At 49.6% G+C, this 11,718-nt stretch carries 9 protein-coding genes and 5 tRNA genes; 9 read left to right on the forward strand and 5 right to left on the reverse strand.

Features of this window, described 5'->3' with window-relative positions; translation table 11 throughout:
• Positions 1 to 74: 74 nt before the first annotated feature.
• From HQN60_RS09330 to lplT, 3 genes are read right to left on the reverse strand one after another with little or no spacing between them, the layout of a single operon-like run.
• A complete protein-coding gene (locus tag HQN60_RS09330; protein ID WP_173533388.1) occupies positions 75 to 3,149 on the reverse strand; it encodes an efflux RND transporter permease subunit in 3,075 nt (1,024 codons plus the stop codon).
• Positions 3,149 to 4,282 (reverse strand): efflux RND transporter periplasmic adaptor subunit, encoded by a 1,134-nt coding sequence (locus tag HQN60_RS09335; RefSeq protein ID WP_173533389.1) that lies wholly within the window; start codon positions 4,280 to 4,282, stop codon positions 3,149 to 3,151. Before HQN60_RS09335 ends, HQN60_RS09330 begins: the two co-directional genes overlap by 1 nt.
• Positions 4,283 to 4,304: 22 nt before the next feature.
• Complete coding sequence (gene lplT / locus HQN60_RS09340) at positions 4,305 to 5,609, reverse strand: lysophospholipid transporter LplT (RefSeq protein ID WP_254456609.1); 1,305 nt, start codon at positions 5,607 to 5,609, stop codon at positions 4,305 to 4,307.
• Positions 5,610 to 5,754: 145 nt separating this feature from the next.
• Here lplT and HQN60_RS09345 point away from each other — a divergent pair, with 145 nt between their 5' ends.
• The 9 genes from HQN60_RS09345 (at position 5,755) to HQN60_RS09385 (ending at position 10,423) form a co-directional block, all read left to right on the forward strand.
• Positions 5,755 to 6,363, forward strand: a complete 609-nt coding sequence (locus HQN60_RS09345; protein WP_173533390.1) for a DedA family protein — start codon at positions 5,755 to 5,757, stop codon at positions 6,361 to 6,363.
• A 96-nt stretch (positions 6,364 to 6,459) separates the two neighbouring features.
• On the forward strand, positions 6,460 to 7,533 hold the full coding sequence (gene alr / locus HQN60_RS09350; RefSeq protein WP_173533391.1) for an alanine racemase: 1,074 nt from the start codon (positions 6,460 to 6,462) through the stop codon (positions 7,531 to 7,533).
• Between the two features lie 334 nt (positions 7,534 to 7,867).
• Complete coding sequence (locus HQN60_RS09355) at positions 7,868 to 9,094, forward strand: aspartate kinase (RefSeq protein WP_173533392.1); 1,227 nt, start codon at positions 7,868 to 7,870, stop codon at positions 9,092 to 9,094.
• Positions 9,095 to 9,273: 179 nt separating this feature from the next.
• A tRNA-Ser gene (locus tag HQN60_RS09360) sits at positions 9,274 to 9,365 on the forward strand.
• Positions 9,366 to 9,385: 20 nt separating this feature from the next.
• Positions 9,386 to 9,462, forward strand: a tRNA-Arg gene (locus HQN60_RS09365).
• A 21-nt stretch (positions 9,463 to 9,483) separates the two neighbouring features.
• A tRNA-Glu gene (locus tag HQN60_RS09370) sits at positions 9,484 to 9,559 on the forward strand.
• Between the two features lie 39 nt (positions 9,560 to 9,598).
• Positions 9,599 to 9,675 (forward strand) — tRNA-Arg (locus HQN60_RS09375).
• Positions 9,676 to 9,743: 68 nt separating this feature from the next.
• Positions 9,744 to 9,818: transfer RNA gene (locus HQN60_RS09380), tRNA-Glu, on the forward strand.
• 281 nt (positions 9,819 to 10,099) lie between these two features.
• Positions 10,100 to 10,423 carry a hypothetical protein gene (locus tag HQN60_RS09385; protein ID WP_173533393.1) on the forward strand — a complete coding sequence of 108 codons (324 nt, stop codon included), beginning with the start codon at positions 10,100 to 10,102 and terminating at the stop codon, positions 10,421 to 10,423.
• A 126-nt stretch (positions 10,424 to 10,549) separates the two neighbouring features.
• Here HQN60_RS09385 and HQN60_RS09390 read toward each other — a convergent pair whose 3' ends face one another.
• Both HQN60_RS09390 and hutX read right to left on the reverse strand, forming a co-directional pair.
• Positions 10,550 to 11,194 (reverse strand): NAD(P)H-binding protein, encoded by a 645-nt coding sequence (locus tag HQN60_RS09390; protein WP_173533394.1) that lies wholly within the window; start codon positions 11,192 to 11,194, stop codon positions 10,550 to 10,552.
• Positions 11,191 to 11,715: a heme utilization cystosolic carrier protein HutX gene (gene hutX / locus HQN60_RS16385; protein WP_308419399.1), complete on the reverse strand. Its 525-nt coding sequence runs from the start codon at positions 11,713 to 11,715 to the stop codon at positions 11,191 to 11,193. The genes HQN60_RS09390 and hutX overlap by 4 nt, the downstream gene beginning before the upstream one ends.
• Between the last annotated feature and the right edge of the window lie 3 nt (positions 11,716 to 11,718).

The raw sequence follows: 11,718 nt of genomic DNA on the forward strand, positions 1-11,718 counted from the left end.
AGTTCATATAAGCGAGTCGCTGATTGGCGCGCACCGTGCAAAGTTAAGTCGGGTATTGCTTTGCGCGCCATGAATTATTTGTTTTCTAGTGATATACCTCGTGGTTTCTCTAGCTTTTCTAAGGTGAGATATAAAACTGGCGTGATGTAGAGCGTGATGAGTTGCGAGAAAATCAGCCCGCCGACAATACTCACCCCCAATGGCTGACGTAGTTCCGCGCCAGCACCTAAGCCCAGTGCCAGAGGCAATGCCCCCATCAGCGCCGCGAGCGTGGTCATCATAATGGGCCGAAAGCGTTTGGCGCTGGCCTCAGTAATGGCATCAATCGGGCGTAGGGCGTTTTTGCGCTGCGCTTCAAGGGCAAAGTCGATCATCATAATGGCGTTCTTTTTGACAATCCCGACCAACAGTAAAATCCCAATCATCGCAATAAACGTAAGCTCTAGTCCGGTGATTTGCAGGGCGAGTAGCGCACCAATCGCTGCCGATGGAATCCCCGCCAAAATGGTAATCGGGTGAATCCAGCTTTCGTATAACACCCCCAGCACCACATAAATGACGGCAACGGCGATCAAAATCAGCCAGAGCTGGCTCGATTGCGTTTGTTGATACAGCGCGGCATCCCCGGCAAATGCGCCAAAGATCGAACCGGGCAGGCCGATTTGGCTTTCGCTGGCTTTAATTTCGCGTGCAGCATCCGACAGCGATGCGCCTTCGGCTAAGTTAAATGAAATCGTAATCGCCGGTAGCTGGCCTTGGTGATTGATTGCCGTGGTAACGGCGGTTCTTTCGATGGTGGCAAAGCTACTTAAAGGCACTAAAGCGCCTGATTTACTGCGCACTTTAAGTAAATTGAGCGCGTTTTCATCTTGGCGTGCGCTGTCTTTGAGTTGCATCAGCACCGAGTAGCTGTCTTGCGGCGCATAAATAGTTGCCACTTCGCGTTCGCCATACGCGCCATACAGCGTATCGCGCAAGCTTTGCATATCAATGCCTAATTCGCTGGCGCGATCACGATTGACATTGATTTTGGCTTGCAGCGTTTTTTGTTCCGAATCAGAGGTCACGTCGCGGAATGTGGGGTTGGTGGCCAGCGTGTTTTTAAGCTGATCGGCCCATGATTCCAGCTGGTCGGAGCTCACGGCTTGCAAAGTATATTGATAACTACTTTTACCGCTACGTCCACCAATCTGCAAATTTTGGGTAGGGCGATAAAACATGCTAATACCCGCAATTTTGCCGGTTGATTTGCGTAGGCTATCGAGCGTTTTGGCCATATTTTGTCGCTCTTGGCGTGGCTTGAGCGTGATAAAGAAACGCCCGCCGCTGCCGCTGCTGCCTAGACTAGAGGCGACGGTAGCGACATTGGGGTTGTCGAGTAAAGCTTGTGCCGCTTTTTGCTGTAACGCCAACAGTGCCGGATAGCTAATATCCGGCGAGGCATCCATGCTCGCTTGCACTTGTCCGATGTCTTCTTGTGGGAAAAAGCCTTTGGGTGCTTGGATATACAGCGCGGCAGTGGCGGCAAAAGTAGCCAAGGTCAGCAACAGCATCCAGCGTTGATGGCGCAAAGCGACGGCTAAACTGCGCTGATATGCGGCCAGTAAGCGATTAAAACCGGCTTCAAAATAACGACTCCACGCCGGCTCGATTTTTTCTTCGTCGTGTGATTTTAAAAAGCGAGCAGCAAATAGTGGAATTAAGGTCAATGAGACTGCCATTGAAACCAATACCGCTAAAGACACGACGACGGCAAATTCGTGAAATAACAGGCCGATGGTGCCGGGCATAAAAAAGATCGGAATAAATACTGCAATCAGCGAAATCGAAATCGAGACCACGGTAAAACCAACTTCTCCTGCGCCGGTGATGGCCGCTTCCAATGGCGCCATGCCTTCTTCGATATGGCGAACGATGTTTTCCAGTACCACAATCGCATCGTCGACCACCAAGCCGAGCGCCACAGTTAGGCCCATTAATGAAATATTATCTAGGCTATACCCCAGCCAGTACATCAATGCAAACGTTGCCAGCATTGAGATCGGGAGCGATACCGATGGAATTAACGTGGCGGCAGCGCGGCGTAAAAACAGCAATACCGACAACACCACCAAGCCCATGGTGAGTAGCAAGGTCAAACTCACGTCATGAATCGATTCGCGGATCGAGGTTGAACGGTCATTGAGTTTTTTAACTTCAACAGAGGCGGGCATTTGCGACGTCAGTCGCGGCAACATGGCGTTAATGGCATCCACGGTGGCGACGGTATTGGCGCCGGGCTGGCGCAAAATGGCCAGAATAATCGAGCGCTGACCGTCAATCCAGCTACCTGATTTGATGTTTTCAACGCTGTCTTCCACGGTGGCTACATCCGAGAGTCGAATCGGTAAACCATTTTTGGTGGCGACAACGAGACGGCTAAATTCAGCGGCATTTTTGAGCTGCGCATTGGCTTCAAGCATTAAGGTTTGGCGCTCGCCCTCAAGCTGGCCGACGGGTGAGTTGGCATTGGCTGTTTTGAGCGCGCTGGCTAATTCAGGCAAAGATAAGTCGCGCGCAGCCAATAAATCAGGATCAACTGCCACGCGGACTGCAAAGCGTTTTTGCCCATAAATGGTCACTTGCGCCACGCCATCAATAGTAGATAAAGCCGGGCCAATCAGGTTGTCTGAGTAATCATTCAGCTGCGCTAGCGATAGTGATGGCGAGTTAATACTCAACATCAAAATCGGCGCATCCGATGGATTAACTTTGCGATAGCTCGGTGGGCTTTTCATATCGGTAGGCAGGCTACGATTGGCGCGATATAGCGCAGCTTGTACGTCGACCGCCGCTGATTCAATGTCCCGCGAAGGCGCAAATTCCAAGGTAATACTGGTGCTACCGAGCTTGCTGGTCGATGTCATCATCGCCAAGCCCGGGATGGTTGAAAATTGCTTTTCGAGCGGCGTTGCTACGGCATTGGCCATGGTTTCTGGCGACGCGCCGGTTAAGCTGGCTGACACGCTAATCGTTGGCGTATCGTAAGTCGGCAGTGCGGCAATGGGTAAATGAAACCAAGCAATCGTGCCGGCCACCATGACGGCAATCCACAGCAACAGCGTGGCCACAGGGCGATGAATCGCCCACCAAGAAATTCCGTGACTCATTATTTTGACCCTTGCGCTGAAGCGGCACTGCTGGCGGCCACGGCCGGACGACTCGCTTCGATGACTTGAGCGCCAGGGCGCACATTTTGGCCGCCTTCTTTAATGATTTTGGTTTCGGCGGCAACCCCTTCAATCAGCGCTTGATTACCAACACTGCGGATGACTTGAATCGGCTTGACCTGTGCTTGTTTATTTTGGTCGATGACATACACAAAGCGCTGCTCAGGACCGGTTTGAATCGCTTGAATCGGCACAACTAAACCTTTTTGTTCGGCCAATTCAATGGTGACGCTGCTGCTGAGGCCCGGCCACAATTGCAAATCAGCGTTGGCAAATTGCGCTTTGGCCAATAGGGTGCCGCTGGCTTTGTCGACGGTATTGTCGAGAAACACCAATTCGCCAAGGCGAGTTTGGCCGTTCGGTAATTGTGTTTTTACAGGGACTTTGCCTTGGCTTTGCGCCGCAAGTAGGGCCGGTAAATCGCTTTGATTAATATTAAAACTGATTTGAATCGGGTCGGTTTGCGAAATCGTCACCAAGGCTTGGGCGGCATTCGATTGCGCTAAGCTGCCTTGTTTTAAGGCAATGGCGCCAGTTCGGCCGGTAATTGGTGCATGAATTTGGGTGTAAGACAGATCGACTGCGTTGGCGCGCTCGTCGGCTTGGGCTGCTGCCACTTGGGCTTGCAAACTGCCCATTTTAGCGCGCGCGGTATCGACTGCCGATGGGGATAAAAATCCAGCTTGAGCGAGTTCTTCGCTACGTTTTAAATTGCGTTCGGCCTCGGCAAACTCGGCTTTGCTTTTTTCGGTGAGGGCTTTGCTGCGGCCCATTTGGCTTTGCACGCTGCGCGAATCGAGCGTAAATAGCAATTGCCCGGCTTTGACGATGTCGCCTTCTTTAAAATGAATTTGCGCGATTTGTGCATTCACTTGCGGGCGTACTTCAACGGTTTGCACCGCTTCGGCATGGCCAATGGCGCTAATCTGATGCGGTAGTGCGCCGTATTTGACTTGCGTACTAATAATATTGACTGGGCGCTTCGCGCCATTTTTATTGTCCGGCGCTTTCTCGCAAGCACTCAATGCTAACAAACAACAGCAACTCAATGCTGCGAGGTTGAATCTATTCATTTAACTCGCTCAATTCAATAGTTTAAAGCGCCGTTGGTGAACGACGGTGGATCAATGTTTGCCGCTGGTGATGCAGCATAATCGTGGCCATGGCCAGCATGACCATGAGACCAAAGCTGATCAGTATCAGTTGCATCGGTGGCACGCCATGCGTGGCGTATTGTACTTGCAGTAGCGCACTACTGTTAGGTGCAAGTGGCAAGCTGAGGTATTTAATCATTAAAGCGTGCAAGCCCACCATGATTAAGATGCCCAGATTTTCATTGAAGTTTTGTACCGCAATTGAATGCCCAGCCCCCATCAGTAGTTGGCCACGATGCTGCAATACTGCATTTAAAGGGACAACAAAAAATCCCGATAAAATCCCAATCAGCAGCATCAATAACGCGGCTAGGGCAATTTGGTTGACCCACAACATACAAATAAGTAATGCCCCCATCAAAAGTCCAGCCGGCATAACGCGAAAAGCATGGGGTAATGACACAAATCGTCCAGCCAATAAAGCGCCGATGGCAATACCTACGGCAACAATGGCTATTAAATGGGTGGCGGACTCTAAATTGATACCCAGCCACAGCAGTGCCCAGTTCAGCACCACCAAGCGCATGGTTGCGCCTGCGCCCCAAAATAAAGTGGTGATGGCCAGCGACACTTGACCTTGCGGATCACGCCACAGCCGTTTGAGGCAGTCGTAAAATTCTGCGATTTGATAGCGTGGACTGAGGTGGAGTGGCTTGAGAGCGATATTTGGACGGGCAATGGCCGCATTAATCAGCGCGGCAATACTATATAACCCGCCAATGATGACAATTGTAAACTGGCTATTGTTTAGGTATTGACCAAGGGTATTGCCCGATAACCATTGATTAACATTTGATCCAGATAAATACCCACCAATGAGGGTACCTAAAATTATCGCAAAGACGGTTGAGCTTTCGAGCCAGCCATTGGCAGCAACCAGTTGCTTAGGTGCTAAGCTCTCGGTGATTAAGCCGTATTTGGCGGGCGAGTAGGCCGCAGCGCCCAAGCCGACTAAGGCATAAGCCAATAATGGCGAGGCGCCCAAGCCCATTAATATGCAGCCGAGTAGTTTGATGCCATTGCAAAGCATCATCACTTGATTTTTAGGTCTGGCGTCGGCCAGTGCGCCAGCATAGGGCGCAATTAATACATAAGAAACCGTAAAGCCCCACAGCAACATCGATAAATGCCACTCGGGCGCATGTTGTGATTTGAGTAAGGCCAAGGCGGCAAAAAACAGGGCGTTATCGGCTAAAGCTGAGAAAAACTGTGCTGCCAATATTTTATAAAATCCGCTTTGCATCATTTGTGCCTTGCACGGTGCTGAGATTGTGAATTTATATCAGCTAAATATGACAAAACTACCGCCTCTGACGGTGGTGTAAGATTAAAGTACGCTGTTTTGCGTGGTATGATCGCAGGCGTCACAATTTAAAAGCTTGGGCGCTGCAATGGATATTCTGCAGTTTTTAGTTACGATATTTACCGATTACGGCTATCTCGCTGTATTTACAGTGTTATTAATCTGTGGTTTTGGTGTGCCAATCCCAGAAGATGTGTCTTTGGTCGCCGGCGGCGTGATTTCGGGGCTGGGCTATGCGCATGTGCACACGATGTTTGCCGTGGGTATGCTGGGCGTATTGATCGGTGATAGTTGTATGTTTTTAGCGGGCCGCCATTTTGGCGCGCGCTTATTACAACACCGCTATTTTGCGCGAATGATGACCCCCGAGCGATATGCTGCGGTACAAGATAAATTTGAACGTTATGGCAATCGCGTGTTGTTTGTGGCCCGCTTTTTACCCGGATTACGTACGCCGATTTATCTGACCGCAGGGATGTCGGGTCGTATTTCTTATTTCCGATTTTTACTACTTGATGGTTTTGCCGCCTTAATTAGCGTGCCGATCTGGGTGTATTTGGGGTATTACGGTGCTTCCAATCATGAATGGCTCATTAAATGGCTAGGTCGAGGCCAATCGGCGATTATGGTTTTTGTCGCGATTATTGCTGTGATTGTCGCTGTGTGGTATTTCCGCCATTGTCGTAAACCGAAGTAATTCGAAGTCGTTCAACAAAAGTTTTTTTGCCGCGTGTTCTTGTCATTGAACTTTTGTACGAGTACTTATTTCTGAATTTCTAATTTTGAAGCCAATATGTCGCGCCCGATCCAAGCTCGCTTTAATTCACTCGCCTTAGCGCACAATTATCAATTGATTCGGCAAAGCGCACCGACGTCACGCGTTTTTGCGGTGATTAAGGCCAATGCCTATGGGCATGGTGTACAGCGAGTAGTCGAGGCATTACCCGATGCCGATGGTTTTGCGATTTTAGAAATCAATGCGGCGATGGATTTGCGGCGCTTTGGCGTTCAGCAGCCCATTTTGCTGTTGGAAGGGGTGTTTAGTGCGGCTGAATTAACGGCGTGCGCCGAATTTGATTTAGCCATTGCATTGCATTTGCCATTGCATATTGAATGGTTAGAACAGGCACAATTATCGCGGCCGATTGCGGTTTTTCTCAAGCTCAATACCGGCATGAATCGCTTGGGATTTCCTGCCGAATCGGCGCCAGCTTGGGCAGAACGCTTGGCGCGCTGCCCCAATGTCGCCAGCGTGACGGTGATGACGCACTTTGCCTGCGCTGATGAGCCAAGCAAAGGCATTGAGCGCCAGTGGCTGCGATTTATTGCCGCAACGCAATCGTTGGCATTACCGACATCGTCGGCCAATTCGGCGGCGATATTTGCGTATCCGCAAACGCATGGCACGTGGGTGCGGCCTGGGCTGGCACTGTATGGTTCATCGCCATTTAGTGATCAATCGGCGGCGAGCTTAGGGTTACAAACGGTGATGTCGCTGTGCTCGGAAGTGATTGCCACGCAAACCGTCGCGGCAGGCGAATCGGTGGGTTATGGGGCGACCTTTATTGCGCCTGCGCCGATGAAAATCGGTATTGTGGCTTGCGGTTATGCCGATGGTTACCCACGGCATGCGCCGACAGGTACGCCAGTGTGGGTAGCCGGGCAAAAAACGCGTCTACTCGGACGCGTTTCTATGGATATGCTGTGTATTGATTTAACGCCATGGCCTGAGCTTGATGTTGGTAGCTCAGTTGAGCTGTGGGGCGAGCATTTACCGATTGATGAGGTCGCGAGTGCTGCGGGGACTTTAAGTTATGAATTAATGTGCGCGATAGCTGCGCGCGTGCCAGTGCAGACGCAACGCTAAGTGGAGTGTGGCATTGTGTATAGATCATGTTGGGTTTGAATTGCGGCGCGATAATAAATCGGTATAAAAAACTGCGTATTTATCGGCGTGCATTCAAAAGTATTAACTCATTCCAGAAAGTTATAAAACGCGATAGGCGCTACCGCGAATTTAATGTTTTTGCATTCTATTTTTAGCGACTGTTGTAATTAGAGCTATTTATATATTTTATTTCTGTCGCAGTTTCTCGTTTTAAATAAATTCTTCATAAATCAATTCAATTGCCACTCCCCAAGCAGGGGGGCTTCCTTTACAATTAGTCTGTTTCTTTTAATCCCGCCCTGCAGGTTGAATCATGGCATTGATCGTCCAGAAATACGGTGGCACATCGGTGGGTACGACCGACCGAATTAAAAATGTGGCTCGCCGCGTCGCCAAACATAAAGCACAAGGTCACGATATTGTTGTCGTGCTGTCTGCCATGTCTGGTGAAACCAATCGTTTGATTGGCCTCGCTAAAGAAATGCAAGTCAATCCTGATCCGCGTGAGCTCGATGTGATCGTCTCGACCGGTGAGCAGGTCACAATTGGCTTGCTGGTCATGGCTTTGAAAGACATCGGCATCGATGCGATTTCATATACTGGCGCCCAAGTGAAAATCTTGACCGATAGCGCGCACACCAAAGCACGTATTCAGCATATTGATGATGCCAATATGCGTGCTGATTTAAGTGCCGGTAAAGTGGTCGTGGTTGCAGGCTTTCAAGGTGTTGATCCTGATGGCAACATCACGACTTTGGGTCGTGGTGGTTCAGACACCACCGGTGTGGCTTTAGCTGCAGCATTAAAAGCCGATGAGTGCCAAATCTATACTGACGTGGATGGGGTTTACACCACCGACCCACGCGTGGTGCCAGAAGCGAAAAAACTAACAACGATTACTTTTGAAGAAATGCTGGAAATGGCCAGCCTGGGTTCAAAAGTATTGCAAATTCGCTCAGTTGAATTTGCTGGTAAATATAATGTGAAATTGCGCGTGTTGTCTTCCTTCCAAGAAGAAGGCGAGGGCACGCTGATTACCTTCGAGGAAGACTCTACCGTGGAAAAACCAGTCATCTCCGGCATCGCCTTTAATCGTGACGAAGCCCGTGTCAACGTTATTGGTGTTCCTGATAAGCCCGGTATCGCTTACCAAATTTTGGGCCCAGTGGCCGATGCTAATATTGATGTCGACATGATTATCCAAAATGTCGGTCAAGACGGTACAACCGATTTCTCGTTCACGGTACCTAAAGGTGAGCTAGCGCGCACGATTAAGGTTCTGGAAGGCGTGCAAAGCCATATCGGTGGTAAATCGGTATCGGGCGACGACAAAATCTGTAAAGTGTCTATCGTTGGTGTGGGAATGCGCTCACACGTTGGTGTGGCCTCAACGATGTTCCGCACATTGGCTGAAGAAGGTATCAATATTCAAATGATTTCGACGTCTGAAATCAAAATTTCTGTCGTTTTAGACGAGAAATACTTGGAATTGGCCGTGCGTGTATTGCATAAAGCGTTTGGTTTAGACCGTACGGTGTAATTTAAGCGCTGATTGAGTGTTGCTTTTGGCTGCGCCATTTAAAAATGTCGTTTCAGGCTAAAAAATACACTTGTTGTAAAATCAGTAGCTTACGTAGTTAATCGACATTTCATCAGAAATTTTCAAGTAGAAGTGTTGACGGAGGCCGATAGTGTGTATATTATTCGGTCTCCCTGAACGGAGATGTGGATGAGTGGCTGAAATCACCGCCCTGCTAAGGCGACATACGGGGTAACCTGTATCGAGGGTTCGAATCCCTCCGTCTCCGCCAGGATCTTTAAGTTGTACAGTGCGCCCGTAGCTCAGTTGGATAGAGTATCTGGCTACGAACCAGAGGGTCGGGCGTTCGAATCGCTCCGGGCGCACCAACACTTAAAGCGTTTTACCGAGTCTCCATCGTCTAGAGGCCTAGGACACTGCCCTTTCACGGCGGCGACCGGGGTTCGAATCCCCGTGGAGACGCCAACTGTCGAGTTGGTGAGTTTTAAAAGTTTGAAATACAGTGCGCCCGTAGCTCAGTTGGATAGAGTATCTGGCTACGAACCAGAGGGTCGGGCGTTCGAATCGCTCCGGGCGCACCAATTTCTTACTATTGCATTAAATGCATTTTTGATCAAATTTTTTTATATTTGACCTTATTTGCAACACAGTCCCTATAGTTTAGCGGTTAGAACACTGCCCTTTCACGGCGGCGGCCGGGGTTCGATTCCCCGTGGGGACGCCAGAATTCGAATAGAAAACGACTTAAGCGCGAGCTAAGTCGTTTTTTATTGCCTGTCACTTTCATCACCCGATGATTTCGCGCTCAGACAGGGTTAATCGATGTCTTTTGTCCGCTTTGCCTACCAATTCAATCAATTCAATCCAATCAAGCCGTGTACTCGCAAGGCATGTCTTACAATTTGATGATTTTTTGCGACGCTACGCGCGAATTCAGTCTCGCTACGCTGTCAGCTGGGTTTAAATCAGGTACATTACGCTTAAATCAAGAATAAGGATGAGACAGTGAAAAAAAATAATCTAGTGCTGGCAGGTTTGCTGTGTTTGAGTTTGATGGCTTGTGGTGAAAAGCCTGCTGAGACGCCAATTGACGCCAATTCGGTTGATCCAAAATATCAAAATCCATTATTGAATATCGATCCCGCCCAATTTAGCGCGGTGCTGGGTGAGTGTGGCAAAGTGCTATACGCCGCTTCAGCGCCGACCGATGAGACTTGTCGCAACGACGTGAAAGCCAGAGCGGCTAAGCAAGGCATTATGCTCACCGATACGCATTTGAATGAACCATTGGTGCATGACCGTTATCAATACAGCACGCGAGCGCAGTAAGTTTAGTGCGTGCATTATTTCTCGAATTGAAAAAAGGGTGCAGTTCTTGATGAACTACACCCTTTTTTAATGCCTAAGCTCAACGCTGCGGCGAAAACGCTCGATCAACAGCCATCTGTTAGCGGTTTATTTTTTTCCTAAAACGGTGATGACTTTTCGGCGGTTATCTGTACGTAAAGCCAGCGCTAGCAAGGCTTGCGCCGCGTCGGCGCGTGGCAAATAATCGCAGCTGTCTTGCGCGTTTGTGGTTTCATCTTCAATCACATAGTGGCCAGTGGCCGCTTGATGCGTGAGCCCGCCGGGACGAACAATTAGCCAATCTAGCTGGCTGCGACGTAAATGCTGTTCGGCGCGGGTTTTCGCTTGCAGCGCTTCGCCCAATGCCGCTTGCGCTGCTGGTGATAAACGTGGCCATTGTTCATCGCAGCCCAAAGACGTCAGCAACACAAATCGACATGCATGACTGGCTTGCTGCGCGGCATTAATGGCATTGATATTGCCTATCTCGTCAACACGGCGGCCTTCTGCATTCTTGCCGCCAAGTAGACTAATTAATAAAGGCGCACCAGCCGCTGCAATGGCATTTTGGCAGTCATTCAAATTAAACGCATCGCCGTGCAAAATGGTCACGCCGGCAGCAGCCAGTGCTTGGGTGTCGCGACCAGCGCGCACCATGCAGGCAACGCGCAAGCCTTGGCGGCGGGCGTGTTGCACTAAATGCCAGCCAGTATTGGCCGCGCCTCCCAAAATCAATAGATCGTGTTGTTTCATGCTAATTCACAATATTGCGCGGCAAATTGGCGTAATGCATCGAGCTGATCTTGGCGTAGTTCGCCAGCTTCATTACGACCAACAAAGATTTTAAACATTGGGTCGCCATTTAAATTGCAAAAAATAAGGCAAGCTGTTGGCTTATTCATAAATGGGCGCTCAATCCAATAGATGGCGCTGCATTGGCTAAAGCGTAAATGGCCGTGTAAACCAGTGCTGTTTTTCCAGTTATAAAACCCGTGACTGACTTCGCCGTAGGGGAGCGGGCCGGTAAATTCTAAAATCGCATCATTGCTATTACTGATCACCGTCACGCTGCTGTGCCAAGCATGCATCATGTCCAATAGCGGGACAAACTGGCTGCCAGCCATTTTTTGCCACAGGGTGTTAGGCAGGCATTCGATCACGGTTTGTAGCGGGCACGCGAGGCTATCGGCCAATTGCTCTAAAACAATTCCTGGGTTTTTAGCTAGGCGGTTTTGTAGCGCTTCGATTTGTTCGGTATTTAAAGTTGGGTTCATGGT

Origin of the sequence: Deefgea piscis (assembly GCF_013284055.1) — a bacterium.
GTDB classification, from domain to species: domain Bacteria; phylum Pseudomonadota; class Gammaproteobacteria; order Burkholderiales; family Chitinibacteraceae; genus Deefgea; species Deefgea piscis.